This is a genomic window from Agrobacterium sp. 22-221-1, from assembly GCF_053522445.1.
In genome coordinates this window covers 1-25,665 of sequence record NZ_JBNWCL010000015.1, presented here as the reverse complement: position 1 = coordinate 25,665, position 25,665 = coordinate 1, and the positions used below count along the sequence as shown (strand labels likewise).

At 59.5% G+C, this 25,665-nt stretch carries 24 protein-coding genes; 17 read left to right on the top strand and 7 right to left on the bottom strand.

Going from position 1 to position 25,665, the window contains the following annotated elements; genetic code table 11:
* Positions 1-101: 101 nt before the first annotated feature.
* Together uppL and ACQZ5N_RS20015 are read left to right on the top strand one after the other, a co-directional pair.
* Complete coding sequence (uppL, locus tag ACQZ5N_RS20020) at positions 102-902, top strand: polysaccharide biosynthesis UDP-hexose transferase UppL (RefSeq protein ID WP_269832771.1); 801 nt, start codon at positions 102-104, stop codon at positions 900-902.
* Positions 903-1,092: 190 nt separating this feature from the next.
* Positions 1,093-1,341, top strand: a complete 249-nt coding sequence (locus ACQZ5N_RS20015) for a hypothetical protein (RefSeq protein ID WP_003520570.1) — start codon at positions 1,093-1,095, stop codon at positions 1,339-1,341.
* A 17-nt stretch (positions 1,342-1,358) separates the two neighbouring features.
* Here the strand turns inward: ACQZ5N_RS20015 and uppJ are convergent, their stop codons facing one another.
* A complete protein-coding gene (gene uppJ / locus ACQZ5N_RS20010; protein WP_448733901.1) occupies positions 1,359-2,303 on the bottom strand; it encodes a polysaccharide biosynthesis UDP-hexose transferase UppJ in 945 nt (314 codons plus the stop codon).
* Positions 2,304-2,311: 8 nt separating this feature from the next.
* A complete protein-coding gene (uppH, locus tag ACQZ5N_RS20005) occupies positions 2,312-3,223 on the bottom strand; it encodes a polysaccharide biosynthesis endo-1,4-beta-xylanase UppH (RefSeq protein WP_233283546.1) in 912 nt (303 codons plus the stop codon).
* Between the two features lie 177 nt (positions 3,224-3,400).
* On the opposite strand from uppH, the gene uppI reads away from it, so the two are divergent.
* Both uppI and uppG read left to right on the top strand, forming a co-directional pair.
* Entirely contained in the window at positions 3,401-4,471 is a 1,071-nt protein-coding gene (gene uppI, locus ACQZ5N_RS20000; protein WP_448733900.1) for a polysaccharide biosynthesis UDP-hexose transferase UppI, read from the top strand.
* A 2-nt stretch (positions 4,472-4,473) separates the two neighbouring features.
* A complete protein-coding gene (gene uppG, locus ACQZ5N_RS19995) occupies positions 4,474-5,553 on the top strand; it encodes a polysaccharide biosynthesis glycosyltransferase UppG (RefSeq protein WP_448733945.1) in 1,080 nt (359 codons plus the stop codon).
* 40 nt (positions 5,554-5,593) lie between these two features.
* Here the strand turns inward: uppG and ACQZ5N_RS19990 are convergent, their stop codons facing one another.
* Entirely contained in the window at positions 5,594-6,664 is a 1,071-nt protein-coding gene (locus tag ACQZ5N_RS19990) for a GNAT family N-acetyltransferase (RefSeq protein ID WP_448733944.1), read from the bottom strand.
* A gap of 542 nt (positions 6,665-7,206) precedes the next feature.
* Between ACQZ5N_RS19990 and uppW the strand changes: the two genes are divergently transcribed.
* The 9 genes from uppW (at position 7,207) to ACQZ5N_RS19945 (ending at position 16,958) form a co-directional block, all read left to right on the top strand.
* Complete coding sequence (gene uppW, locus ACQZ5N_RS19985) at positions 7,207-8,577, top strand: Wzy-type polysaccharide biosynthesis protein UppW (protein WP_425646936.1); 1,371 nt, start codon at positions 7,207-7,209, stop codon at positions 8,575-8,577.
* A gap of 174 nt (positions 8,578-8,751) precedes the next feature.
* Positions 8,752-9,531, top strand: a complete 780-nt coding sequence (locus ACQZ5N_RS19980; protein ID WP_020808861.1) for an ABC transporter ATP-binding protein — start codon at positions 8,752-8,754, stop codon at positions 9,529-9,531.
* Between the two features lie 40 nt (positions 9,532-9,571).
* Entirely contained in the window at positions 9,572-10,342 is a 771-nt protein-coding gene (locus ACQZ5N_RS19975) for a transporter substrate-binding domain-containing protein (protein ID WP_020808862.1), read from the top strand.
* 22 nt (positions 10,343-10,364) lie between these two features.
* Positions 10,365-11,087: an ABC transporter permease gene (locus ACQZ5N_RS19970; RefSeq protein WP_078051708.1), complete on the top strand. Its 723-nt coding sequence runs from the start codon at positions 10,365-10,367 to the stop codon at positions 11,085-11,087.
* Between the two features lie 12 nt (positions 11,088-11,099).
* Positions 11,100-11,789 carry an ABC transporter permease gene (locus tag ACQZ5N_RS19965; RefSeq protein ID WP_065655092.1) on the top strand — a complete coding sequence of 230 codons (690 nt, stop codon included), beginning with the start codon at positions 11,100-11,102 and terminating at the stop codon, positions 11,787-11,789.
* A 19-nt stretch (positions 11,790-11,808) separates the two neighbouring features.
* Complete coding sequence (locus tag ACQZ5N_RS19960; RefSeq protein WP_448733899.1) at positions 11,809-12,720, top strand: homocysteine S-methyltransferase family protein; 912 nt, start codon at positions 11,809-11,811, stop codon at positions 12,718-12,720.
* A 131-nt stretch (positions 12,721-12,851) separates the two neighbouring features.
* Positions 12,852-13,424 carry an NADPH-dependent FMN reductase gene (locus ACQZ5N_RS19955; RefSeq protein WP_448733898.1) on the top strand — a complete coding sequence of 191 codons (573 nt, stop codon included), beginning with the start codon at positions 12,852-12,854 and terminating at the stop codon, positions 13,422-13,424.
* Position 13,425: 1 nt separating this feature from the next.
* A complete protein-coding gene (locus ACQZ5N_RS19950; protein ID WP_448733897.1) occupies positions 13,426-14,628 on the top strand; it encodes an MFS transporter in 1,203 nt (400 codons plus the stop codon).
* Positions 14,629-15,008: 380 nt separating this feature from the next.
* On the top strand, positions 15,009-16,958 hold the full coding sequence (locus tag ACQZ5N_RS19945) for a methyl-accepting chemotaxis protein (protein ID WP_448733896.1): 1,950 nt from the start codon (positions 15,009-15,011) through the stop codon (positions 16,956-16,958).
* Positions 16,959-17,202: 244 nt separating this feature from the next.
* Here ACQZ5N_RS19945 and ACQZ5N_RS19940 read toward each other — a convergent pair whose 3' ends face one another.
* Together ACQZ5N_RS19940 and ACQZ5N_RS19935 are read right to left on the bottom strand one after the other, a co-directional pair.
* The gene (locus tag ACQZ5N_RS19940) at positions 17,203-17,343 is read right to left on the bottom strand and encodes a hypothetical protein (protein WP_104679577.1); all 141 of its coding nucleotides are present in this window, start codon (positions 17,341-17,343) and stop codon (positions 17,203-17,205) included.
* A 147-nt stretch (positions 17,344-17,490) separates the two neighbouring features.
* Entirely contained in the window at positions 17,491-18,384 is an 894-nt protein-coding gene (locus ACQZ5N_RS19935; protein WP_174057258.1) for a LysR family transcriptional regulator, read from the bottom strand.
* Between the two features lie 138 nt (positions 18,385-18,522).
* Here ACQZ5N_RS19935 and ACQZ5N_RS19930 point away from each other — a divergent pair, with 138 nt between their 5' ends.
* The 3 genes from ACQZ5N_RS19930 (at position 18,523) to ACQZ5N_RS19920 (ending at position 20,751) form a co-directional block, all read left to right on the top strand.
* A complete protein-coding gene (locus ACQZ5N_RS19930; protein ID WP_448733895.1) occupies positions 18,523-19,470 on the top strand; it encodes an alpha/beta hydrolase in 948 nt (315 codons plus the stop codon).
* A 64-nt stretch (positions 19,471-19,534) separates the two neighbouring features.
* Positions 19,535-20,482 (top strand): alpha/beta hydrolase, encoded by a 948-nt coding sequence (locus ACQZ5N_RS19925; RefSeq protein ID WP_448733894.1) that lies wholly within the window; start codon positions 19,535-19,537, stop codon positions 20,480-20,482.
* Positions 20,479-20,751, top strand: coding sequence for an NAD(P)H-binding protein (locus tag ACQZ5N_RS19920; RefSeq protein WP_448733893.1), 273 nt, complete (start codon positions 20,479-20,481; stop codon positions 20,749-20,751). The genes ACQZ5N_RS19925 and ACQZ5N_RS19920 overlap by 4 nt, the downstream gene beginning before the upstream one ends.
* Positions 20,752-20,799: 48 nt before the next feature.
* On the opposite strand, the gene ACQZ5N_RS19915 is transcribed toward ACQZ5N_RS19920, so the two are convergent.
* Both ACQZ5N_RS19915 and ACQZ5N_RS19910 read right to left on the bottom strand, forming a co-directional pair.
* Positions 20,800-22,260: an HlyD family type I secretion periplasmic adaptor subunit gene (locus ACQZ5N_RS19915; protein WP_448733892.1), complete on the bottom strand. Its 1,461-nt coding sequence runs from the start codon at positions 22,258-22,260 to the stop codon at positions 20,800-20,802.
* On the bottom strand, positions 22,257-24,443 hold the full coding sequence (locus ACQZ5N_RS19910; RefSeq protein ID WP_448733891.1) for a type I secretion system permease/ATPase: 2,187 nt from the start codon (positions 24,441-24,443) through the stop codon (positions 22,257-22,259). Before ACQZ5N_RS19910 ends, ACQZ5N_RS19915 begins: the two co-directional genes overlap by 4 nt.
* Before the next feature lie 514 nt (positions 24,444-24,957).
* Here ACQZ5N_RS19910 and ACQZ5N_RS19905 point away from each other — a divergent pair.
* Entirely contained in the window at positions 24,958-25,536 is a 579-nt protein-coding gene (locus tag ACQZ5N_RS19905) for a toxin-activating lysine-acyltransferase (RefSeq protein WP_448733890.1), read from the top strand.
* The last annotated feature ends 129 nt before the right edge of the window (positions 25,537-25,665 follow it).

Here is a 25,665-nt window from a genome sequence, read left to right as displayed (position 1 = left end):
TCTTCGTAGTGTTTGAAGCCTTATACCCTAAGCATAAGCGTGAATATAACAATGAAACGATGCCTATCTTGGACACCGGACAGATTATGACAGGGAGAGAGATGCCGGATGCGGAGGGGACTGGCCAGGTCTGGCCGGTTATTCCGCTTGCGGCGTTGCCCATTACCGACGCGACCATCGACGAAACGGCGCGGGATTTCATCCTGCGCGCGACGACGGCGCGTGCGGCCGGTGCAAGACCGTTTTATTCGACATCGGCAAACGGTCAGGTCATCGCGCTCTGCCATCACGATAGGGAATTCGACGCCATGCTGCGGCAGGCGGACCAGATTCATGCGGACGGCATGTCGCTGGTGATCTTTTCCCGTAAATTCTGCCCGAAGGCATTGAGAGAACGGGTTGCGACCACGGATCTCGTTCATGCGGTTGCGAAGCGCGCCGAAGAGACGGGCAGCCGGTTCTATTTCCTCGGCGGCTCCGAAGAGGTGAACCGCGCGGCGGTCGAGGAAATGCAGAGGCTTTATCCGCGCCTCGTATTTGCGGGGCGGCGCAACGGTTATTTCAGCCGGGCCGAGGAAGAGGCGATCCTCGCCGATATCGCGGCATCCGGGACGGATATTCTCTGGGTGGGCTTCGGCATACCGCTGGAGCAGCGTTTCGTCTCGCGCAATCTGGACAGGCTTTCCGGCATCGCCGTGATCAAGACCTGCGGCGGCCTTTTCGATTTCCTCGCCGGCAAGAACAGCCGGGCGCCGCAATGGATGCAGGATATGGGGCTGGAATGGCTTTACCGGGCCATGCTCGAGCCGAAGCGGCTCGGAAAACGTTACCTACTGACCAATCCTATCGCCATATATTCGCTGCTGAAGTATCGCTTCGGAGCTTCGGGACAAGGTCGCTAGATCATCGCGACAAGCCGTTGCTACGCGAAGAATAAAGCGCGCCTGCGCCTCCCGCCCGACAATATAAGATTTTCCTAACGTATTGAATGGATGCGCTGTGTCGCTGAAATCCGTTGCAACTGCGAACATCTGCGCTACACTGCATCAATATTACAAATTTATTCGAATCATAGATTTATTGAGGCCACCAATGGTGATTACGTCCATTTCTCTTTTTATATATGGAATTGGCACCGTTACCTCTCTCGCCATGACCTATATCGAAGGCGCCCGCCGCGACAAGGACTGGGATTTTTATCGCGTCACCGGCATTGTCCTTTGTTTCTTCTGGCCGGTGCTCGTGCCGCTCCTCGTCCTCGCGACGGCCTTGTCGTCGTTCGGTTTCCAGAAACGGTTCACGAATACGATCTCGCTCGGCAGGCAAAAAACCCTTAGCTGAGCCGAAACTATCCTGCTTCAGGTTTTCTTCGCCGGCGCCTTGTAGGGCGTGAGCGTAATGCCGAGGCTTGCCATCACGCGGCCGATGGACATCAGCGGCGGATGCGTGGCTGGCAGCAGGGTTCCGGTTTTCACGAAGGCGGAAACGGCGCGGACAAGAGACAGGCACAGGCTGACGGCGTTTTTGGCGGCAAGCAGCAGCCCGCCTTTCAGGCCGGGGCGTCGGGCGCGGTCGATGCTGTAATTGATGATGCCGGTTCGGAGCGAGCGCTCCATGATCCAGCGCGGCGCCATGCGGTTTTCCGGCACATATTCGATGATGAGGGCTTGCGCATTCCAGGCGAATTTGAAACCTGCCTTGCGGCAGCGGGTGAAGAAATCCATGTCGCCGCCGCCGAGGAAGTTGAAGCGCACGTCGAATTCCGGTTTCGCCAGCGTCTCGAAAACCCGCCGTGAGATCAGGCAGTTGCCCGATCCGTGGATTTGCTCGACGGGGCCGGTCGGCGCTTCGATGGAGCCGAACAGCGGATGCGAGAGAACCGCCTTCGAAGCCGGTGCGTCGAATTCCCGGTTGACCGGGCCGCCGACGATATCGACGCCGAAGGATTTCGCTGCCGAAACCATTTCGGTAAGCCAGACGGGGGAGGCGGCCTCGTCGTCATCGATCATCAGGAACCACTCAGCCGAAGCATAGCTTTGCCGGGCGGTGCGGAAGGCGGTGTTGATGGCGTAACAATTGCCCTGCGTCGGTTCGACCAATGCCTCGCCGGCCATGCCGCTTTCGGCGAAAAAGGCGCGCGCGACCGCAAGACCCGCCTGGCCCGCGCCGTCATTATCGACCACGACGATGGCGAAGGGAAAATCGACCTTCTGGGCCGCGAGTGACCGAAGCGTCTTTTTCAGGCCTTCCGGCCGGCGGAAACTCGGAATGCACACCACCGCTTCCGGCATGATCTCGGACATGGAAACTCCTAAATTCCGGCAAGCGCTGCGGCGGAAAAAACGACGGCCCTGAGGCTCTGGCGCGGGCGATTGAGGAAGGTATCGGCCAGCGCCGAAAAGGCCTCGCGGTAGCGGCGGGCGCGGAAGGCCTGCGCCACGGTATAGGCATTCATGTGGTTTTCGGATCGGCGGCGAAGCCGCCGCAGCTCCGGCGGCGAAACGGCAGCGACGATGGCCGGGTCGGAAAACACGGCCTCGATCGCCGGTTCGCAATCCCGGAAGGTCAAAAGCCGGTTCATCATCACGCTCGTCCTGTGCACACGGTAATCCAGCACATGGCAGCCGGGCAGGTAAACGAAACGGCCGGCGGCGGCGAGCCTGCACCAGCCATACCAGTCTTCGGCATAACGCAAAGTCTCGTCGAAACCGCCGAATTCCTGAAAGATGCGGGTTCTGACCAGCATGATGCCGCCATTGACGATGAAGTTGCCGCCGAGCAGCGGCTGGAGAATGAAACCATCGGGTTTTTCCCGGCGGCGAATGAGATTGCGCCGGCCGATCTTGACGCCGTTTTCATCGATGCGCTCGTAATCGCCATAAACGGCGACGACATCCGGCCCGGAAATGCCGGCGCAAAGGGCCGCGATGGCGCCCGGTTTCAGGCGATCGTCGGCATCGAGAAACATCGTCCACTCGCCGCGCGCCTGCGACAGGCCGAAATTGCGCACGGCGGAAACGCCCTGCCTTCCCTGCGGCCGGGCAAGCAATTTGACGCGAGGGTCGGAAAAACCTTCCACCTTTTGTGCGGTGGTGTCGGTGGAGCCGTCATCGACCACCAGCACTTCGCCGATGGTCTCGCCCTGCAGCAACACGCTTTCGATCGCTTCCACGATGTAACGCTCGCCATTGCGAACGGGAATGACAATCGAAACGGAAACCAAGACTTCAAACTCCATGCGGCGTGGGCCAAGAATTCGCACAGCGAAGTTACTACCGCATTAAGCGGGTCTGGCCAATTATGACGTGGTATAACGTCGGTTAACCTTGCAAATCTTTAATATCCTTTTCCTATGATCGGAATGTTATGTTTTGGGAATAAAGGTTGCGGAGGCGGGTGCATGCGGATCGGGCGGCGGAATTTTATGGGCGGTGCGGCAAGCGCTGGTCTGCTGCATGCCGTGGGCGGCCCCGCCTTTGCCGCGCAGAAGAAAGCGGCGAGCAAAACCGCCCCTTATGGCGCGGCTGTTTACCTGCCGGATCTCACCGCCGATAGCCGCATCGGCGAGGCGGTGGTGAAATATTGCTCGCGCATCACCCCCGTTACCGAAATGAAATGGGAGGTTCTGCGGCCTTCGGCGGAGGTATTCGATTTCGCCGCTGCCGATGCAATCGCCAATTTCGCCCGTCAGCACAAGCTTTCCATGCACGGCCATCCGCTGATCTGGTATGCCTCCAATGCGCCCTGGCTTGCGAGCATCGGCGGCGGCGTGAAGGTCGAGAAGCTGATGGAGACCCACATCGTCACGGTGATGGAGCGTTATAAGGACGTGATCCATAGCTGGGACGTGGTCAATGAGCCGATCCCCGACGTGCCGGGCAATGTGCGCGCGCGGCGCGATGCCTGGTATTACGGCGCCGGGCCGGACGCCATCAAGAAAGCTTTCGAGATCGCCCATGCCGTCGATCCGAAGGCGCAGCTCGTGCTCAACGAATATGATGTGGAATTTGCCGCCGAGAAATCGCCGGCCAAGCGCGCGGCCTTCCGCAATCTCATTCTCGAACTGCTGGAGAAGGGTGCGCCGATCAACGCCGTCGGCCTGCAGGGGCATTTGCGCGGCGGCTGGCCGATCGCCAAGGACGAGCTTGCCGCCTTCACGACGGAAATGCGCAGCTACGGTCTTGCCGTTCTGGTAACGGAGCTGGATGTGATGGACCAGACGCTGCCCGCGCCGGAGGCCGAACGCGATATGCTGATCAACGGCCAGGTCCGCGAGTTTCTGGAGGCTGCCTCGGCGGGCGGCGCGCTTTCCTCCATCACCACATGGGGCATCTCGGATCAATATAGCTGGATTCGCTGGGCCTATCCGCGCCGGGATGGCACCGCCAACCGGCCGCTGCCGCTGGACTGGAGTTTCAACCAAAAACCCATGATGGCCATCATCAATGAATTCCGGAACCGTGGTGCATGACTATGAATGCTGAAATGCCGCTTCCTCCCGTGCAAAAGGCGCTGCAAATCAACCTGCATCCCTTCGATGCCCCGCATGCGGCCCTGACCCTGCCGCATCAGCTCAGGGTCTGGGGCGGACAGGTGGACCGCATTCTCCTCACCGTCGATACGGGCCAGGTGGGGGCCGGCCGCTACAAGGGCAATGGTTTCGATGCGGCGCGCCAGCGTCTCTTCGACATGCTGGAGGAAATGCAGACCAATTATCCGCATCTGCATGTGGATATCGTCGATTACAGCGATGCGGCGCGCAGCGCCGTGACGGAAACCTTCTTTCCCCGCTCGCCGATCCCCTATCCCGCCAAGGCTTTCGATGGCGGGCCTTTCCATGTCTATTTCTACGGGCTGAAACGCGCCAATGCCCGTTATGTGCTGCATATGGACAGCGACATGATGTTCGGCGGCGGCAGCCAGAGCTGGTTCGGCGAGGCCATCGCGCTCCAGAAGGCCAATCCGGATGCGCTGTGCATCACGCCCTTTTCCGGGCCGCCGACGGTGCGCGGCGATCTGGATATTTCCCGCCATGTCGGCATGCCCGGCGTGAAGAACATACCTGCGCCGCGCAAGCTGCCGTCGCGCATTCCCACCTGGCGTTTCGCCACCGTTTCCACCCGGCTTTTCATGATCGACATGGAACGTTTTGCGAAACGCATCGGCTCGCTGGAACTGCTCAAGCCCGATGTCAAACGGCGCATTCGCTCCTATGCCTACAACCAGCAGCCTGTCTCGATGCCCGCCGAGGAGGTGCTGAGCACGAACATGATGCGCACGGGTGTTTATCGCCTCGATTTTCTCGGTACGGGCAAGGGCATGTATTCACTGCATCCGCCCTATCGCTCGCCGGAATTTTATACGGCGCTCGCCTCCATCGTCGAGCGCATCGAAAAGGGCGATATTCCGGAAGGCCAGCTCGGCGATTTCGATATTAACGGGTCGATGGTGGACTGGACCAGCGCGCTGGCGGCCAAGACGCGCTCCAAACGTTATGCGAAAGCGCTGCGGCATCTCATCTCGGCCAATGTCGGGCGGTTCAGCAAGGCTTGAGGATTTCGATTCGTCTTCCGTCGTGAGGCGGGGCGGGGGCTCAATAGTCGGTGATGAGCTTGCTCCAGCTCTCCGAGCACAGTCCGCCAATATAGATGTCGCCGGCCAACGCCCTTTCCCGCAGGGCGTCATCGCGAGTCGCCATGCAGAAATAACCGTCATGGCGGAAGCTCATGTGGTTCTGGCGGTAAAGCGCGTTGATGAGAAAGGGCTGCGCCATGCCGGTGACATGGGCATAGTTCTCGTCATCGAAATGGCGGAACAGGGTGTTGAGCACATCGTTTTCGCAACCGGCATCGCAGACGAGATTGAGCACATAGGCCGTTCTCCCCCGCTGGCCGAAAAACAGCGCAGCGCCCATGGCATGGCCTTCGGCATTCTCGATCACCACGCCCTTCAGTTCGCCGAGGCTTTCATTGGTCCTGCTCATCTCGATCAGCCAGTGGAATTCCTCGTGAGACCATTCCGGGCGAATGGAAAAACGCTCGATCATCGCGAGCGCCCTGCGGCGGAAGGTTTCGTAATCCACGGTTCTCACCGTGGCGCCGGCGGCCTCCTGCGGTCTCAGACCCTTTTTCCACCGTCGCAGGATTCCATCCACAAATCCGAGCGCGGCGAGCGCCAGCGTCGTCTTTGCCAGTTTGGAACGGCGCGGCATGCGCAGCGCGATGGTGCAGAAGGGCTTGAGCGCCTTGTGCCATTGCAGGCTTTCAATCGGCAGCATGTTGCCGCCGGTCGCCACCCAATGATCGGCGCTGACGGGTGAAGCCGTATCCGAGAACAACATGTCGTGTTTGGAGGCCCGCATGCCGCGGGACAGACGCGCCGCGCCGAGTGCGCCGCGTTTCCCGTCCGATGCGAAGGCGCAGAGCAGCCTTGCGGTAATGGTTTTTCCATTCGCAACGAAGCGCATGGGCACGGCGAGGATGACGCTGGTGACCCCGCTCTCCCCGGCATCGTAGACAACGCTGCCGTTTTCCGGACTGAAGGCGGGACTGCCGAAAAACAGTTTTTCTATATAGGAGCCGAAATCGAAGTTCCGCTCCTGCCCGGTCTTCCTGAAAGCGCTGTTGAGCACGGTCTCGACAGCCGGAACGTCTTCCCTGCGCATGGGGCGGATGCCGGACACACCGATTTGAACCGGGCGTTGTGTCAAGTGACCGCTATCGCCATCGTCCATATGGGTGTGTATCGGAACGTCCACCGTCGGCCCCCACCTTTTGTGCATTGACGAAATCAACCATAGGCAGCGTATATTTGAATGTATTAATATAGATATAAAACCTGCAATCCGGTGGGATCGAAAGTATCGGATTTGGAATAAATCATATTAATATCAATATATTAATCTGTATCAACCGCCTCGGTTGAGGTTAACAAAATACGCTCAAGCAAGCAACCTTTGGATGAAATATGGATAAATTTTTGTAGGCGATTTTTTGGAGTCTGGCGTCAATTTTGGCAAGCTTCCGTCTTGTCCTTTGTCTCCGGGCTCCGATTTCCCGAGGAAAAGCGCACAATCGCGGTGCTATTTTCCCGTGCATCATGGATAACTAAAAAATAGGATTTGCGCGGGATATTCGTATTGTCGAATATGCGAAGCACGAGTTTCAATGCGGGTGGCTTCAGGAAAGAGGGAGAGAAAAACCCCTTATGGATGCAGCGCATGGCGAACAGGGGCGTGGCTACTGGCGGGACGCGTTGTTTTACGTGACGTTCCTGTTTTTCACGGTCGGCTTTTCGCCCTATATCTCGCTCTCATCGACCTATCAGGGCTCCGCCATGGCGGCCGGGTCCAACCTGCTCAACCAGTTGACCGCGATCATCCTGTTTTTCAGTTTCCTGGCTTTCATGGCGAAGGAGCGGTCGTTTTCCATCCTCTTCATGCCGCGCCTGTTGATGGCGGCGATTTTCGGCTGGTTTGTCCTGACCTCGCTTGCGGGCGAAGCGCCGCTATTTTCGCTCAGGCGGCTGGTCATGTGCGCCATTATCTGTGTGCTTGCCGGCGGCTTCCTGCAATTGCCGCGCACCGAGCGGCATTTTACGACGCTGCTCGCCACATGCGCCCTGATCATATTGTTCCTGTGCTATTTCGGAATCACCGTGCTGCCCTCGCGCTCGATCCATCAGGCCAGCGATGCGCTGGAGCCGCTGCTGGCGGGGGACTGGCGCGGGGTTTTCCGCCATAAGAACGAGGCCGCCTCGGTCATGGCGGTGTTGATCATCGTCGGTATTTATCTCTGCAAGCGCTGGTCCTTCATCGGCGGGCTGTCGGTGCTGTTGCTGTCGCTGGTCTTTCTGGTCAAGTCGGGCGGCAAGACCGCGCTCGGGCTGATGCCGATCATCATTGCGACAGGCTGGTTCATCCTGCGCTGGCCCCGCTGGCGTTACACGGTCGTGACCCTGTTTCTGGCGGTTTTCGCGCTGGTGACCGTCGGCACCACGGTCGATCCCGTCTTTTCGCAGATGCTGACGAAGCTGGGGCTCGATGCCAGCTTTACCGGCAGAAGGGATATCTGGACCGTCGCCATCGATTACATCCGTCAAAGCCCGCTCCTCGGATACGGCTATCAGGCCTTCTGGCGCAGCGACGCCCTGATGTCGAGTTTCACCGAGAACAATACTTGGGCGACGACCGCGCCGGATTCGCACAATGGTTATTTCGACCTTCTGCTGGCCGGCGGCGTGCCGGGTCTGGTGCTGGTGATGGTGTGGATCTATCTCCTGCCGCTGCATTATCTCGGCAAAATGAACGAGGCCACGCGCAACAGTCCGCTGACGCGGCTTTATGTCGGCGTATGGCTTTATGTGCTGCTCTACGGCTTTCTGGAAACGCTGTTTTTCCTCAGCACCGGGTTCGTCTGGTTCTTCCTCATCGTCGCCGTGATGGGCCTGCATCTTCAGGCCAATGCCAGCCTCGTGGAGGACGAGGCGGAGGGGGAAGCGGAGAGAGCCGTCGGTGGAGCGGGCATTGCCCCGACACCGCTGCGGGGGCAGGCTTCCCCTGTCGTTCGCTCCAGATGATATTTTGAAATGATTTTTCGTCATAAATATGTAAAAGAGCCGATTGTTGCGCGCGTCTGCGGCTATTTTCGCTAAACATGCGCGGCTCAAGTCTTTGTTATTGTGCACGTCGCACCGCGAAACCCCGGTTATTGGCGCGGCGGCACTGAAAAAACGGATCGGCTAGGTCAATCGATGGCAGATACAGGCGCCTGCGCGCTCGAGGCGGATGATATCCACAAGAGCTTCGGCACGCATGAAGTTTTGAAGGGCGTTTCGCTGCAAGCCCACAAGGGCGATGTCATCTCGATCATCGGGTCCTCCGGTTCCGGCAAAAGCACCTTTCTGCGCTGCATGAATTTTCTCGAAACGCCGGATCGCGGCCGCGTCATCGTCAATGGCGAGGAAATCGCCACGAAAACCGGCCGCGACGGCAAGGCGGTGCCGAAAAGCTGGCGGCAGGTGGAAAAACTGCGCACCGGCCTTGGCATGGTGTTCCAGAATTTCAATCTCTGGGCCCATCGCACCGTTCTCGAAAACGTCATCGAGGCGCCCGTTCATGTTCTCGGCGTGAGGCGGCAGGAGGCGGTCGAAAAGGCCGAAGCCCTGCTGAACAAGGTTGGGCTTTATGACAAGAAAAACGCCTACCCGGCATTTCTTTCCGGCGGGCAGCAGCAGCGCGCCGCCATTGCGCGTGCGCTCTGCATGGAACCGGCGGTGATGCTGTTCGACGAACCCACTTCAGCGCTCGATCCGGAACTGGTGGGCGAGGTTCTGAAGGTCATTCGCGATCTGGCCGAGGAAGGCCGCACCATGCTGCTCGTTACCCACGAAATGCGCTTTGCGCGCGATGTATCCTCGCAGGTCGTGTTTCTGCATCAGGGCCGGGTGGAGGAGGCGGGGCCGCCGGCGCAGGTGTTCGGAAACCCCTTGAGCGCCCGCTGCCGTGAATTTACCGGCGCGCTCGCCAATTGACCCTTTTGCCTGACAGTCCGTTTTAACAGGAGAGACTTGAATGAAATTCTTCGCCACGCTGCTTGCCGGAACGGCATTTGCGTTTTCCGCCTTCACCGCCAGCGCCGAGGTGCGCTTCGGCATCATGAACGAGGCCTACCCGCCCTTCTTCGCCAAGGATGCCAGCGGCAAGTGGCAGGGCTGGGAAATTGACCTCATGGATGCCGTCTGCGCGGAAATGAAGGAAAAATGCTCGATCGTGGAACTCTCCTGGGATGGCCTCATCCCGGCGCTGCAGACGAAGAAATTCGACGTTATCTGGTCCTCCATGTCGAACACGGAGGAGCGTCAGAAGATCATCGATTTCACCGACAAATATTACAACACGCCGAGCAAGCTGATCGGCGCCAAGGGCGAAAAGGCGGGTGCGACGGCCGAGGACGTCAAGGGCAAGACCATCGGCATTCAGGTGGCGACGATCCAGTCCGAATATTACAAGAAATATTTCGCCGGTGTCGCCGATGAGAAGACCTACCAGACGCTGGACGAGGCGTTTCAGGATCTCGCGGCCGGCCGTATCGACTACGTCTTCGGCGATTCCATCGTTCTCGACGCTTTCGTGAAGAGCGATGCGGGCAAGGATTGCTGCGCCGACATGGGCGATGTCGCCGACGACAAGGAAATCCTCGGTCTCGGCGTTTCGGGCGGCCTGCGCAAGGAAGACACCGAACTCAAGGCCAAGCTGAATGCGGCAATCGCCGCCGTGCGCGCCAGCGGCAAATATGACGAGATCACCCGGAAGTACTTCAGCTTCAATATTTACGGGCAGTAATTCGGTCTGATCGGTCACGCATATGGCAAGCCTTGAAACCACGTTGCAACTTCTGTCTCCCTATCCTCCGGGATGGGGCGGCACTCTGTTGAAGGGTGCGGCGTCGACGCTTGCCATTTCCGCCGGCGCCTATCTGATCGGTCTTGCCATCGGCATGGCCGGGGCGCTCGGCAAGCTTTCGGGCAACAGGCCGCTTGGCCTGCTGCTCAATCTCTATACCACCGCGATCCGTGCGGTTCCCGAGCTGATCCTCATCGTCGGGCTTTATTATGCCGGGACTGACGGCCTCAACCGGCTGCTGCTGCTCGCCGGCATGCCGCCGCTGGAGGTGAACGGTTTCGTCGCCGCCGTTGCGGTTCTGGGTTTCGTGCAGGGGGCCTATATGACGGAGGTGCTGCGCGGGGCGATCCTTGCCATTCCGAGCGGCCAGATCGAGGCGGCGCGCGCTTTCGGCATGTCGCCGGCCTTACGTTTCCGTCGGGTGGTCTTGCCGGCGCTTTTGCCGAACGCCTTGCCGGGGCTCGGCAATCTCTGGCTTGCGGTGACCAAGGACAGCGCCCTGGTGGCGGTCGTCGGTTATCAGGAACTGGCGCTCGCGACGCGTCTCGCCGGGGCCAGCACCAAGCAATATTTCCTGTTCTTCCTTGCCGCCGCCCTGCTTTACCTTGCCATCACGCTCGTTTCGAACCTCGTTTTTTCGCTGATCGAACGCCGCGTGCGGCGCGGCCAGCCGGCCCTGGCCTGAGGAGGGGACGGCATGGATTTCTCCTGGGTCGCGAAATATTGGCCGCTTCTCCTTTCGGGTGCATGGCAGACGGTGGCGCTGCTCGCCATCTCCGTCAGCATCGGGTTTCTTCTGGCCATCGGGCTTGCGTTTGCGCAGGTGAGCGGCGGGCGGGTGACGAAAATCCTGGCGCGGGCCTATTGCACCTTCTTCCGGGGCACGCCGCTGCTCATCCAGCTCTGGCTGCTTTATTACGGCGTCGGCTCGCTTCTGCCGATGATCCCCGGCCTGCGCCAGAGCTTCATGTGGCCGGTGCTGCGCGAAGGGTTCTTCTTTGCGGCCGTCAGCTTCACGCTGAATTATGCGGCCTATGAGGCGGAAGTTCTGCGCGGCGCGCTGCTGGCGGTGCCGAAAGGCGAGCTGGAAGCGGGCAGGGCTTTCGGCATGGGCCGTTTCACCCTTATTCGCCGCATCTGGCTGCCGCGCGCCATCCGCATCGCGCTGCCGACCATTGCCGGCGAGGTGGTGATGCAGCTTAAAGCCACGCCGCTTGCTTTCACCGTGACGGTGATGGACCTCTACGCCGTCGCCTACAAGGTGCGGCAGGATACGCTTCTGGTCTATGAACCGCTGATCGTCGTCACCGTCTTTTATCTCATTCTCACCGCCATCATCGCCCGCTGTTTCGGCCTTGTCGAACAGCAGGTGCCGGTCAGGCGATAAACATTCAGGGAGTATGACCATGAGCACAATCCGTATCCTCGACGGCGGCATGAGCCGCGAATTGCAGCGGCTCGGGGCCGAGCTGAAACAGCCGGAATGGTCGGCGCTGGCGCTTATCGACGCGCCCGATATCGTGCGGCAGGTGCATGCGGAATTCATCGAAGCCGGCGCCGATGTCGTCACCACCAATTCTTATGCGCTGGTGCCCTTCCACATCGGCGAAGAGCGTTTCCAGAAGGATGGCGCATCGCTGATCGCCCTTTCGGGCAGGCTGGCGCGCGAAGCGGCGGATGCTTCCGGTCGCAGGGTGCTGGTGGCGGGTTCGCTGCCGCCGATTTTCGGTTCCTATGAGCCGCAGAATTTCGATGCTACGCGGGTGCAGGCCTATCTGAAGGTGCTGGTCGACAATCTCGCGCCTCATGTCGATGTCTGGCTCGGCGAGACGCTCAGCCTGATCGCCGAGGGCGAAGCGGTGCGCGAGGCCGTTGCCGCGGCCGGCAAACCGTTCTGGATTTCCTTCACGCTCAACGACGATGCGGCTGCGGCCGGCGGCGAGCCCGCGCTTCGCTCCGGTGAAACGGTCAAGGCGGCCGCCGAATGGGCGGCGCAATCGGGTGCCGCCGCCCTTCTGTTCAATTGCAGCAAGCCAGAAGTCATGAATGCCGCCGTCGAGACGGCCGCCTCCGTCTTCGCGGAAAAGGCTGTTTCGCTGGAAATCGGCGTCTACGCCAATGCCTTCGAAGGCGAGCAGGGCGATTCCGCCGCCAATGAAGGGCTGCATGGCACGCGCGCGGATCTGACCGGCGATGTCTATTCCCGTTTTGCCTGCTCCTGGGCGGATGCGGGCGCGACCATGATCGGCGGCTGCTGCGGCATTGGTGCGGCGCATATCCACAAGGTTGCGACAGCGCTGCGGCGCGCGGCGGCCTGAAGCGCCCCACGCCACTGCAAGAGACGGATGCGGCAGGTTTTGAACCTGCCGCTTTTTTTATGCGCAGCTATTGACCTCAACTATAGTTGAGGAATTATCAGGACATGGAACACACTGTTGAAGGACGTTCCATGAGCGACAATACACTTTCCATCCGCATCATCTTCGGCAGCGCCCGCAATCCGCGCTTCTGCGATGTCATCGGCAAATGGCTGCTGGAGCGGCTCGAGGTCCGGCCGGGACTGGAGCTTGCGGTCATCGACCCGCGCGAACTCGATCTGCCGCAGGACCACGCGCCCGAGCGCGCCGCGGTGCGGGAGCTTCGGAAAAGCCTCGATGGCGCCGATGCCTTCATCGTCGTCACACCGGAATATAATCGCAGTTACCCCGGCGCGCTGAAGGTGCTGATCGATTCCGCCTATGACGAATGGGGCGCCAAACCGGTGGCCTTCGTGTCCTATGGCGGGATTTCCGGCGACCTGCGCGCCGCCGAGCAGCTTCGTCCCGTCTTTGCGGAACTGCATGCGGTGACGATCCGCGATGTCGTCAGCTTCGCCAATCCCTGGGATCGTGTCGATGCTGCCGGCCAGTTCGACGCCGGCGCGCCGGCGGCGGGCGCGCTGGAGACGATGATGAACAAGCTCGGCTGGTGGGCGCGTGCGCTGAAGCAGGCGCGGTCCGCAACGCCTTACAAGGGGGCGTGAGATGGCCGAAAAATCCCTCGCCTTGAAAGTGACGCTGCTGTTCGTCGCCACGCTCACCATCATGGCCGGAACCACGGTCGCACCTTCGCTGCCGGCCATCGAGCAGACTTTCCTGTCGACGCCGCATGTGGATATCATGAGCCGCATGGTGCTGACATTGCCCTCGGTCTTCGTGGCCTTCTGCGCCCCCATTGCCGGGGTGCTGGCGGATCGCTTCGGCCGCAAGCGGCTGCTGCTCGGCGCGATCCTGCTCTACAGCCTTTCCGGCATGTCCGGCCTTTTTGCCGATAGCCTTGTCGGCCTGCTCGTCGGGCGCGCCTTTCTGGGGCTGGCGATCGGCGCCATCATGACGATCGGCACGGCGCTGGTGGGCGATTATTTCGAAGGCCCGGCGCGGGAGCGTTATCTCGGCCTGCAGCAGGCCTTTACCCAGATCGGCGGCGTGGTTTTTGTGGTGGCCGGCGGTTTGCTGGCGGATCTGCACTGGCGCGCGCCTTTCGCGGTCTATGCCGTCGCCCTGCTCATTCTGCCGGCGGCCCTGTTCTTTCTGACGGAACCGGTCAGAAGCGACAGCCGTATTAAAGCCGGCGGCGAACAGGACTTTGCGGTCAACTGGCTGCTGGTGGGTGTGCTGGCGCTGGCGGTATTCCTCGTCAATGCCCTGTTTTACACCATTCCCTCGCAATTGCCGTTCTTCCTGCGGGAGCTCGGAGTGTTTTCCGGCAGCATTGCGGGATACGCCATCGGCATTTTCAATCTGGCCGGGGCGCTGGCGGCGCTCAATTTCGGGCGATTGCGGGCAAGGGCCAGTGTGACCGCCATCATTGCCGCCGGGCTGGTGTCGATGGCGACGGGTTTTGCGCTGCTCGCCATGGCCGAAGGGCTGGTCGCCATGCTGTCATCGCTTGCGGTGGTGGGGTTCGGCCTCGGCGTGGTGATGCCGGGCATCATGTCCACCACCATCATGCTGGCGCCGCTCAGACTGCGCGGGCGTATCGCCGGCATCGTCACCGCTTCGATGTTTCTCGGGCATTTCATCTCGCCGCTGGCAAGTCAGCCATGGATTGCCCGCTTCGGTTTCGCCGCCGCCTATCGCGACATTGCCATGATATTCGCCGCCATGGCCGGACTTGCCGTCATGGCCGCCATTTTGCAGCGATGGGCGGCCACGCGAAGGGCGCGGCCCTTTGCGCCGGGCGGTTGACGACCGGTCTCCGGGGGCAAAAAACACCCGTGCTTTGCCAACCGTGGCGTGAAGGAATTGTAAAGTTTTTGACTATAATCATTTTACTGGAAAATGACCGGGAGCGACGGCTGAAAATTCGCTCGCTTCCGCTTTTTTCAGGGAATTTGGCCTGGTGTTTCCGCCTGCTGGCGGGCCGCCGCGCCAACCGTGGTGAGCGGCCTCCCGTATTGGAAGGGACGGGCGGCTTTCTGCGGCGCATGCATGATGCAGATGCGGCCAGAGCCTATGATGCGGCTAGCGAAGTCTCGATGATCGGGGCGTTCGACGTGCAATGTCAGTCTTGCCGAACACCTCCGGCACGGGGAAGGAGCGGTTTTTTCAATGACGTGAGGCTTTCCGTGTCTTTTCTTCAAAACGCCAGTATCCGCACCAAAATCCTGTCGCTCATTCTTCCGCTCTGCATCGTCGGCCTTGGCGCCGCCGCCTTCATGTCCACCCGCTACAAGGAAGCGGACACGGCCTACTCGCTCTTTATCGCCAACGATAACGCCGCTCTGGTGGAGCTTGCGCGTGCCAACCGAAATCTGGTTGCCCTGGCCTATGGCGCCTATCAGGTCATGGCGTATGACGTGAACGGGCCGGAGATAAAGGCCGCCAAGCAGGCCTACAGTGACAGCAAGGGCGCGCTCCTGCAGCGTCTCAATAATGTGAAGACTGTTTTTCCCGAAGAGTCCGCCGCCATGGACGCCTTCATCGCGCAGTCGCAGGCCATAACCGCCATGACGGACAAGGCTGTCGAACTTGGTATGGCAAACCGTAATGAGGAATCCGCTGCCCAGCTGCTCAAGGCGGACGCCTCCATTCAGGCGACTTCGGTTGCCCTGACGGCGCTACTGGACAAGCTCGCCAAGGGCGTCGTCGAAGGAAGCGACGAACTGACGGATCAGACGAACTCGACCATCTTCACCTCGCTGGTGGTTATCGGTATCGCTTTTGCGGTCGGCATCATTCTGGCGCTGTTCGTGGCGTCCCGCGGCATCACAACCCCTATCGCCCGCCTGCGCGAGCGGATGGTGTCGCTTGCCGGCGGCGAGACGGCGACGGAAATCGACGGCATGGCGCGCCGCGACGAGGTGGGCCAGATGGCGAAGGCCGTGCAGGTCTTCCGCGAAAACGCCATCGAGCGCATTCGTCTCGAACAGGAAACCGAAGCCAATCGCAGCCTCTCGGAGAAAGACCGGATCGAGCGCGAACAGCAGAAAGCAAGGGAAGCGGCCGACGTCAAGTTCGCCGTCGACAATCTCGCAGCCGGTCTTTCGAGGCTTTCGGAAGGCGATGTTTCCTATCGCATCGGCCAGCCGTTCACCGCCACGCTCGACGCCGTTCGCAACGATTTCAACATGTCCGCCGAAAAGCTGCAGGCGGCCCTGACCAAGGTGGCCCAGAACGCCAGCGGCATCGGCGCGGGTGCGGACGAGATTAAATCGGCCGCCGACGATCTGGCCAAGCGCACCGAGCAGCAGGCTGCGGCTGTCGAGGAAACCGCCGCCGCTCTGGAAGAAATCACCACGACGGTCAGGGATTCCACCAAGCGTGCGCAGGAGGCGGGCCTGATCGTCAGCCGTGCCAAGGCGGGCGCCGAACAATCCGGCGATGTGGTGCGCCGCGCCGTGGTCGCCATGGAGCAGATTGCGAAATCCGCCAATGAGATCAGCAACATCATCGGCGTTATCGACGAGATCGCCTTCCAGACCAACCTTCTGGCGCTGAATGCCGGCGTGGAAGCCGCGCGTGCGGGCGAGGCCGGCAAGGGTTTTGCCGTCGTCGCACAGGAAGTGCGCGAGCTTGCCCAGCGCTCCGCCCATGCCGCCAAGGAGATCAAGGCGCTGATCAACACCTCGAACGATCAGGTGCAGCAGGGCGTTCAGCTGGTGGGCGACACCGGCAAGGCGCTGGCGACCATCGTTTCGGAAGTGCAGGAAATCAACCGGCACGTCGTCTCCATCGTGGAGGCCGCGCAGGAACAGTCTTCCGGCCTGCAGCAGATCAATACGGCGGTCAACCAGATGGATCAGGACACGCAGAAAAATGCGGCCATGGTGGAAGAAACCAATGCCGCAAGCCATAGCCTTGCCAAGGAAGTGGCGTCGCTCAACCAGCTGCTCTCCCAGTTCCGGCTCGCCGACGGCGCGTATCAGCCAAAGAGCCAGCCTGCGCCGGTTCGCAGCGCCGGTGGCAGCGACAAATATGTCGCCTCTCCCGTCCGCGCGCTGGGCCGCAAGATCGCCTCGGCGTTTTCGGGCAATGCTGCTGTGGATACGGCAAAGGGCGACTGGCAGGAATTCTGAGCGGCGGTCCGTTTCCAGCATGCGCTTCGGCGGGGAGGCATCCCCGCCGGCGTTCAACGACGATGTGGCGCAATCGAAAGCCGTTCTGGCAAAATCGATGTCCACCGTGCGAAACGCAACATCTTCGCGACGGCTGGATCATCCGCATCGGCAACCATCGCCATGGGCTTCCCCGGCACCGGTTCACGCGCGAAAACATCCATCTGATGAAATCTGAAATTTCCGCTGCCCGACCGGCGGGCGCTTACGGGCCGCTGGGGCCCTTTTCCTTCTTCGCCTGATCGTGATGCCACTTGATGGCGAAGAACATGCCCGTGCCCAACACGATAATCTTGAACGGAAAGAAGACCAAGGGGAACAAATCTACCCAATCCCATTCCATCATCTGAGTATTTCCAGTCTGTTACTTGACACAATATATCGAGGATAGGGGTACCTCAAACCGGCTGCTTCAACAACGCCAATTCATGCCCTCGGGCAGGGGCCTTTTGACGCAGCCCCAGCCGGATCGTTTCATCCGGCGCTCTCAATCTTACCCGCGAAACCGCAGGGTCTCGACGAACAGGCTGAAGGCGGCGGATGGATGCCGCCGGTGGGGATAATAGAGGTGATAGCCGGGCAGGTCGGGCGTGAACTTGCCGAGCACCCGCATCAGTCGGCCCGCATCCAGATGCGGCTGAACCTGATCGAGCGGCAGATAGGCGAGGCCGTGCCCGTCGAGTGTCGCGTCCAGAATAAGGTCGATGGTGTTGAGGACCAGAGGCCCGTCGATGCGAACGCGTGTCTCCCGGCCGCCGGGTGTGAGACGCCAGCCGTTCAGCGTGCCGGACGTCGGCAGCCGCAGATTGATCGCACGATGATCGACGAGTTGCGACGGCGACGTTGGCGCCGGATGTTTCAGAAAGTAATCGGGTGAACCGGCAATCGCCATCGGCGTGTCCGGTCCGATGCGCACAGCGATCATGTCCTTCGCAATATCGCCGCCGAGCCTGACACCCGCGTCGAAGCGGTCGGCAACGACATCGGCCAGACCGTAGTCGATGGTGATTTCCACCTTGATGTCGGGATTGTCCGGCAACAGCCGCTTCATTGCCGGAACGATGATTGTCTTGGCCGCGTGCTCCACGGTGGTGATGCGGATCGTGCCAGACGGTCGATCCCGCAGATCGCCGAGCGACGCGACGGCCACGTCGAGATCGTGCAGCATGGGGCCGAGCGTCGCAATCAGCCGCTCGCCCGCTTCGGTCGGCGCGACGCTCCGTGTCGTGCGCGACAAAAGCCGCACACCGAGCCTTTCCTCGATCCGCCGCACGATCTGGCTGAGGGCGGACTGCGCCATGCCGAGACGCGCCGCCGCCTTGGTGAAGCTGCGCTCCTCGGCGACGACGACGAAAGCCGCCAGATCGGCAATCTCATCCCGCCTCATTCATCACTCCAGTGATAGGCCCAATATGAATTCCCTGTCTAATCGACACAATCTTTCTGGCGTAGATTACCTCCATCGGCAAGCGGATACCCGGAAAGAATTTCAAACGGCCGCTGGCTCAACAGAAGGAGACTGGAAATGGGCAAGATCAGCTTCAGCAATTCCAACAACCCGACCATCGTCATGTCGGCCGTGATCAATTTCCCCGAAGGTTTCGATGAAACGAAAACCTGGCCGGCTGTCGTCGTTTCGCATCCCGGCGGCGGCGTGAAGGAGCAGACCGCTGGCACCTACGCCAGGAAGCTCGCCGAACAGGGCTTTGTCACCATCGCCTTCGACCGTTCCTATCAGGGCGAGAGCGGCGGCGAACCGCGCCAGCTCGAAAATCCCTATGTCAGCACCGAGGATGTCAGCGCCGTCATCGATTATCTGACCACGCTGCCTTACGTCGCGAAGGATCGGATCGGCGCGATGGGCATCTGCGCCGGTGCGGGCTACACTGCCAATGCCGCCATTCAGGATCGCCGCATCAAGGCGGTCGGCACGGTGAGCGCAGTCAATATCGGTTCGATGTTCCGCAATGGCTGGGAAAACACCGTCAAGTCTATCGACGCGCTGCCCTATGTCGAGGCGGGATCGAACGCCCGCACGACGGACGCCGCAGGCAAGGGTTACGCCACCATGCCGCTGGCGCCGCTGACCGAAAAGGACGCGCCGAACGAAGAGCTGCGGCAGGCCTGGGAATATTACCACACGCCGCGCGCCGAGTGCGCGACTGCGCCGGGCTTCGCAACGCTGCGCAGCCTCAATCAGATCATCACCTACGATGCCTATCACATGGCCGACGTCTATCTGACGCAACCGATCCAGATCGTCGCCGGCAGCGTGGCGGGCAGCAAGTGGATGAGCGACGACCTCTTCGACCGTGCTGCGAGCACGGACAAGGCGTTTCACATCGTCGAAGGGGCCAATCACATGGACCTCTATGACGGACAGACATTCGTCGATGAGGCGGTTTCGGTTCTGGCGCCGTTCTTCAAGGCGAAGCTCCCCGCCAACGCCACGGCTGCGCAGGCTGCCGAGTGACGAAACTGGCGTGCATCGGGACGGCGCTTACCACCGATGCCGCCCTCACCGAGAGGAAACGATCATGGAATCCGTGAAAATCCAGAACCGGGACATGGCCTGGCACATCGCCGCGAACATCCAGTTCCCGCCGAATTTCGATGCAGCAAGGAGCTGGCCGACGATCGTCGCCGTTCATCCATTCGGAAGCTGCAAGGAGCAGACTTCGGGCAATGTCTACGGCAAGGCGCTCGCCGAACAGGGCTTTGTCGTCATTGCCTATGACGCGAGCTTCCAGGGCGAATCCGGCGGGGAGCCGCGCTGGATCGAGGATCCGACCCAGCGGGTGGAGGATATCAGCCACGTTATCGACTATGCGGTTACACTGCCCTATGTCGACGCCGACCGGATCGGCGTGATCGGCATCTGCGGCGGCGGTGGCTATGTGTTGAACGCCACGCTGACCGAAAAGCGTATCAAGGCCGTTGTCGCGATCACCCCGGTCAATATCGGCCGGCTGTTCCGCGAGGGCTTCAGCAACTACGATCCGCTCGGAGCGCTTGAAGCGATGGCGGCGCAGCGAACCAAGGAAGCGCGCGGCGGCGAATTGCAGGTAAACGAACTTCTCCCCGCCAGCCCCGATGCGGCGTGGGCCGCTGGCCTTACCGAACGCGACGTGTTCGAGGCGACCGATTATTATAAGACGCCGCGCGGCCAGCAGCCCGGCGGCGGGACGCGGATGCTGTTCAGCCATGCCCAGAACACGCTCGGTTGGGACGCCTTCGCCTTTGCCGAGATGCTGATGACCCAACCGATGATGGTGGTGATCGGCCAGAAGGTCGGCGCCTTCGGCGCCTATCGCGACGGGATGGAAATCTACGGCCGCGCCACAGCCTCAAGGGACCGGCAGATCGTCTCGCTGGAGAACTGGTCTCACTACGATCTTTACGACAAGCCCGAGCCCGTCGACCTTGCGCTGCAAAAGCTGGTGCCGTTCTTCAAGACGCATTTGAACGGGGCGGTAGGGCAATGACCAAAACGCTCGTTCTGGGGGCGAGCGGCCAGATCGCTCGCCACGTCGTGCAGGATATTGCGGGCGATGATGGTATCGGCATGACGCTGTTCATGCGCGATGCCGGCAAGTTGTCCAGCACTCCCAGGAACGCATCCGTCGTTCAGGGCGACGTGCTCGACCGATCAGTGTGTCGCTGTCGTAAGCGGTGTCTGCGGCACACAGGCGGCTGGCAGGCTGGCCTGCCGCTTTTGCTCCTTTTCACTCTGTTTATCCTCCGTTTCTTTTAAACGCTGCGGATGGTCGATTGGCGATGTCATGGCGTTGGTTCATCGCGATTATCGTTCACGCCCGGCTTCATCAAGCGATTGAGCAATCGGCGATAGCAGGTACTGGATGATCTTTCGCTGACCGGTCCTGATTTCGGCCTGCACAGCCAAGCCAGATCCCAACTTATGCTCCTTGTTTTGCACTTTGATTGTTTTCGCAAGCAAGCGGATACGCGCGGCGTAGACGAGACCCTGTTGGACAGGGCGTCCATTGGCACCAGGTTCCGGCGCTGGAGATTCCGACAGATCTATGGCGTCCCTGCTGATACTTTCGACAACGCCAGGCACCAAGCCGTAATCCGTGAAAGGGAAAGCCTCGAGCTTGACCCGCACCTGCTGACCTTCGCGAACGAATCCGATGTCTTTGTTGAGGACATAGGCTTCGACCTCAAGGCCCGCACCATCCGGAACGACTATCATCAGCGTCTGCGCGGGTTGCACGACGCCGCCGATTGTAGCAAGCGCGAGCTGCTGTACCGTTCCTGAAACGGGGGCCCGCAATTGGAGCATTTCCCGGCGACGGATCATTTTACGCAGTTCCTCAGCCGCGAGCGCAGACTTGTCGCGGGCTTGAAGCAGATCGGTGACCGCAATTTTGGTGAATGTTTCGCGTAGTTTGCGTATTTCCGCCTCGAGTGAGGTTGCTGCCGCCAATGCCTGTTCCGCTTTGGCAAGCTGGATCTCGATGTTTTGCGTATGCTCGACACGCCGCTGTTCGTAATCGAGTAAATTCAGCTTGGCGAAGGTGCCTTGTCTGGTGAGTTCCCGGCGCGCTTCGAGCTGTTCGTCAACAAGCGGCAGCGTTTGGCGCAACTTGGCGATTTCAGCCCAGGTTGAATTGCGCTCGGCCCAACGCTGAGCAATTTGTTGCTTGAGGCTCGCAACCTGTGCTTCATATTCCGCGATGGCTGTCTGCACAAACTGCCTTTCGATGAGTTCGTTCGCCGGCGGCGTGCCTTCGGGGGACTCGAATCCAGAAAAGTCTCCTTGGAGATAGCTCAAGATGGCGCTATTGCGCGCCTCGATCAGGCGTGAAGCGAGCAGCGCCGCGCGCGCTTGAGACTCGTCGGCCAAAGCGAGGGTCGGATCAAGCTCCACCAGGAGCTGGCCCTCTTCGACATGCTGCCCATTCGTGATGTGGATGGCCCGGACCGCCCCGATTTCGATCGGCTGGATGATTTTTACCTTGCCAGACGGCACCGTCTTGCCAGCTGCTACTGCAACGATGTCAATGGCGCCGACGATCGACCAGATCAGCGCGCATGTGAAGAAAGCGCAAGTCATCAGGATGAGCCTGCGCAAGCCGGGACTCGGCGGTTTTTCCATGATTTCCAGTGCAGCCGGAAGAAATTCATGATCCGTTATGGAGCGCTTGTTTCGCTCTGCTTCATTCTGCAAATTCCAGCTGCTGCGCAGAATCGCGACGTGTCGTGTAAGGTTCGGCAGATAGCGAGAGAGCCGGCCAATCATACGGCGTATCCCGTTTGTTTAGCGTAAAGCTGAGCGTAGCGACCGCCTCGTTTGAGCAGCGTTGTGTGATCGCCGGTTTCGGTGATTTCACCGCCCTCGACGGTAACGATTCTGTGGCATTGACGGACCGCGGAGAGGCGATGCGCAATGATGATGACAGTCCGGCCTCTTGCGATGAGAGAAAGGTTTTTCTGAATACTTTCCTCACTCTCGGCATCGAGGGCGCTGGTTGCCTCATCGAGAATGAGGATGCGGGGATTGCCGATCAAGGCGCGTGCGATTGCTATACGCTGGCGCTGGCCTCCGGAAAGATTACCACCCCGTTCGTCGATCGGCGTATCGTAACCATGCGAAAGCGACAGGATGAAATCATGTGCACCCGCCAATTGAGCGGCACCAATCACGCGATCCATGGGCATGGTCGGATCCGCCAAAGCGATGTTCTCCCGGACCGACCTGTTAAAAAGAATGTTTTCCTGTAGAACGACACCGACCTGTCGCCGCAGCCAGGCTGGATCAACCAGCGCAAGATCGACCCCATCGACAAGCACCTTTCCCTGATCCGGGACATAGAGGCGTTGCGCAAGTTTCGTCAGAGTAGATTTTCCGGAGCCGGAGGGGCCAACGATACCTATCATTTCGCCTGCTTCAATCGAAAGCGAGACTCCACGCAAAGCCTCAGGCGCGTCTGGCCTATATCGGAATCGCACCCTATCGAAGGTTACCGCGCCTTCGATAGGCGGCAGCCTGGAACGGTTTGGATTGTGTTCCGGCTCAGCCGGAGCGTTCAACACGTCGCCCAACCGATCGACGGAGATGCGCACCTGCTGGAAATCCTGCCAGAGCTGCGAAAGACGTAAGATCGGTTGCGCCACTCGACCCGAGAGCATGTTGAAAGCGACAAGGGCTCCTACCGAAAGATCGCCTGCTATGACGGCCTTGGCCCCAAAATAAAGGATCGCGACTGTGGTCAGCTTGGAGACAAGCTGAATGAGATGGCTTCCCCAGTTTGCAAGACTTGCGACTTTAAAACCGGTGCTCGTATATCCCGCAAACTGCTTTTCCCATCGGGAGCGCATCTGCGGTTCGACAGCCATTGCTTTAAGCGTGGCGATTCCGGTGACGCTCTCGACAAGGAAAGACTGGTTCTCGGCGCCGCGACGAAATTTTTCATCGAGCCGGGTCCGTAGCGGAGGCGTGATAATGACGGATATGGCAATGTACAACGGAATTGAGAGCGCAACGATGAGCGTGAGCAGCGGACTATAGAGATACATCACTGCGAAAAAGACGAGCGTAAAGAAGAGGTCGATGACAACGGTAACGGCATTTGAGGTCAAAAATTCCCGGATGTTCTCCAGTTCACGCACACGCGCAATGCTGTCTCCCACCCGTCGCGCTTCGAAATAAGACAGAGGCAGATTGAGAAGATGCCGGAACAGCTGCGCGGAAAGTTCGCTATCGACCCGGTTGGTGGTATGCGCAAAAAGCCAATTGCGAAGCCCCGATAGCCCAGTCTCGAAAACAAGAACCGCCGTTAGCCCGATTGCGAGTACGTCAAGGGTCGTCAGCGAGTGGTGAACCAGCACCTTGTCGATGACAAGCTGGAAGAAAATCGGCGAGACCAGCCCCATGATTTGCAGGAAGAAAGAGCCGATGAGAACATCCCTCAACGGCCCGCGATATTTTACGAGTGCAGGAATGAACCAACTGATGTCGAATGGCCGCGCGGCGCCTCCCAACAATTCGCGGGTGGTCATCAGAAGAACGCGCCCATTAAAATGCGCGGCAAAATCTGTTTCGGACCAGATCTCCGGCCGATCGCCATTGCCGCGCTGGACGAGAAAGCGCATGCCGTCCGGTTGTTCGTCGATTTTCAACAGAATGACCGCGGTAGCGTTTTTCAGTTCCGCCAGCGCCGGGAGAGGTAGCTTTTTAAGGGACGGCAATGATGCTGTTTTGAGCTTGGCAATAATATTCAGACGCTTTGCGATTCGTGCGAGATCTTCGAGGCGGTAATCTTCGCCCTCGTCGCCGCGATCATGCGCTATTTGTCCAGCGTCCGCCGGAATGCCAAGAAATTTTGCGGTGAGTATGAACGCCAGAAGAGATTCCGGATAAATCGGTCCGGGCGGAACTTGGCTATTCTGGATATCCATTTTACCGTCGATAATCATGGACATAGCCAATTGCTCTTTATGTTCTGCCTAACTCGACCGGCGCTTGCCGCTTTGCTGCCGAATAACCGTGTGGCCAATGAAGCGCCCGTCTTCAAAGTGGAATGGGGTTGGAATTCCAGGGGCAAAAGACGCCCGCATTCACCGTGCAAATAGCCTCTTCTACAGCGTTTTAGCCCGCAGCCATGTCTAGACAGACAATTAAAGGCCGTCGGTGCCGGGGCAGAACGTTTTATCTTGAATTCGTCAAACATAATATTTGTGAAATCTAAAACTAGAAGCATACTTAAATACTTTTAAAATATTATAATCAAGAAATACTCATAAATATCGCGTATCACAGGGTATATATTGTGATATACGCTGTTTACAATAGCTTAATTATTGTGTTGATTGCGATTATAGAAAAGGAAATGTGGCGTTGGCCGAATGATGTCGTTTCAGATGGCCCTGTCGGGTCGGATGAAAAGACCTTGGTTGAGATTGGAAAGGAAGCGCTTTGTCAACGAATGCGGACGTGATGGCTGAAACCAAAGAAATTTCTGTCGAAGGCCTGATGGAAGGAGCAAAGGCCGCAGACCAGGCGTCGCCGCTTGATCCTGCGGTGTCCGCTCAGATATCCGCCTTCCGCCTGCGCCTTCAGGCGAGCATAGGAGAAGTGGTGTTGTCGATGATGAATCTGCCTCGTTATCGACACCAGGCACTCGCAGATGTGATGCATCTCGTCGTTGCTCCGCTGACGCGGGACCGCATCGCAATCGCCAAGACGGGTGGTGAGGGTGCGCTCGAAGAAACCGCGGGCATCGCCATCTGGGCCAGTGTTTCGGAAGAGGTGGACGCCAGCATTCGCGAGCAGATCAAGGCGCGCGTTTTTCCGATTCGATTGAAGGACGGTGACTGGAATAGCGGAGAAATAAACTGGCTGTTCGATGTGATCGCGCCGTCTCAGAAGATTGCAACCGCAGTGCTCGCGAATTTTAAACAGGTTGTGAAAGATCAGCCTATTCGCGTACATCCTGTTGTAGCGCAACTTGTTAATCCAGAAGTCTTGGAGAAGATGCGGATTAATCCAGCGGAAAACAATTCGGATCACGAATAACCGGCATAAGCTTTTGGGGCGGCTGATGAGTGACCTTGCCCCGTTGAAATAATCCATTTTGAAGTAAGCTCTGGCCCATTGAGAGGACCAGGGAATGAAGCGCAATCGTTTTACAGACGAACAGATCAT

Excerpts from the sequence above, each read along its gene's own strand:
- uppG (WP_448733945.1), top strand. The coding sequence starts at position 4,474 with ATGAATGCTGAAATGCCGCTTCCTCCCGTGCAAAAGGCGCTGCAAATC.
- ACQZ5N_RS19955 (WP_448733898.1), top strand. The coding sequence starts at position 12,852 with ATGAGCGACAATACACTTTCCATCCGCATCATCTTCGGCAGCGCCCGC.
- ACQZ5N_RS19940 (WP_104679577.1), bottom strand. The coding sequence starts at position 17,343 with ATGATGGAATGGGATTGGGTAGATTTGTTCCCCTTGGTCTTCTTTCCG.
- uppW (WP_425646936.1), top strand. The coding sequence starts at position 7,207 with ATGGATGCAGCGCATGGCGAACAGGGGCGTGGCTACTGGCGGGACGCG.
- uppJ (WP_448733901.1), bottom strand. The coding sequence starts at position 2,303 with ATGTCCGAGATCATGCCGGAAGCGGTGGTGTGCATTCCGAGTTTCCGC.
- ACQZ5N_RS19990 (WP_448733944.1), bottom strand. The coding sequence starts at position 6,664 with ATGCGCAGGGAAGACGTTCCGGCTGTCGAGACCGTGCTCAACAGCGCT.
- ACQZ5N_RS20015 (WP_003520570.1), top strand. The coding sequence starts at position 1,093 with ATGGTGATTACGTCCATTTCTCTTTTTATATATGGAATTGGCACCGTT.
- ACQZ5N_RS19910 (WP_448733891.1), bottom strand. The coding sequence starts at position 24,443 with ATGTCCATGATTATCGACGGTAAAATGGATATCCAGAATAGCCAAGTT.
- ACQZ5N_RS19935 (WP_174057258.1), bottom strand. The coding sequence starts at position 18,384 with ATGAGGCGGGATGAGATTGCCGATCTGGCGGCTTTCGTCGTCGTCGCC.
- ACQZ5N_RS19970 (WP_078051708.1), top strand. The coding sequence starts at position 10,365 with ATGGCAAGCCTTGAAACCACGTTGCAACTTCTGTCTCCCTATCCTCCG.
- ACQZ5N_RS19905 (WP_448733890.1), top strand. The coding sequence starts at position 24,958 with ATGGCTGAAACCAAAGAAATTTCTGTCGAAGGCCTGATGGAAGGAGCA.
- uppI (WP_448733900.1), top strand. The coding sequence starts at position 3,401 with ATGCGGATCGGGCGGCGGAATTTTATGGGCGGTGCGGCAAGCGCTGGT.
- ACQZ5N_RS19920 (WP_448733893.1), top strand. The coding sequence starts at position 20,479 with ATGACCAAAACGCTCGTTCTGGGGGCGAGCGGCCAGATCGCTCGCCAC.
- ACQZ5N_RS19950 (WP_448733897.1), top strand. The coding sequence starts at position 13,426 with ATGGCCGAAAAATCCCTCGCCTTGAAAGTGACGCTGCTGTTCGTCGCC.
- ACQZ5N_RS19975 (WP_020808862.1), top strand. The coding sequence starts at position 9,572 with ATGAAATTCTTCGCCACGCTGCTTGCCGGAACGGCATTTGCGTTTTCC.
- uppL (WP_269832771.1), top strand. The coding sequence starts at position 102 with ATGCCGGATGCGGAGGGGACTGGCCAGGTCTGGCCGGTTATTCCGCTT.
- ACQZ5N_RS19980 (WP_020808861.1), top strand. The coding sequence starts at position 8,752 with ATGGCAGATACAGGCGCCTGCGCGCTCGAGGCGGATGATATCCACAAG.
- ACQZ5N_RS19965 (WP_065655092.1), top strand. The coding sequence starts at position 11,100 with ATGGATTTCTCCTGGGTCGCGAAATATTGGCCGCTTCTCCTTTCGGGT.
- ACQZ5N_RS19925 (WP_448733894.1), top strand. The coding sequence starts at position 19,535 with ATGGAATCCGTGAAAATCCAGAACCGGGACATGGCCTGGCACATCGCC.
- ACQZ5N_RS19960 (WP_448733899.1), top strand. The coding sequence starts at position 11,809 with ATGAGCACAATCCGTATCCTCGACGGCGGCATGAGCCGCGAATTGCAG.
- ACQZ5N_RS19930 (WP_448733895.1), top strand. The coding sequence starts at position 18,523 with ATGGGCAAGATCAGCTTCAGCAATTCCAACAACCCGACCATCGTCATG.
- ACQZ5N_RS19915 (WP_448733892.1), bottom strand. The coding sequence starts at position 22,260 with ATGATTGGCCGGCTCTCTCGCTATCTGCCGAACCTTACACGACACGTC.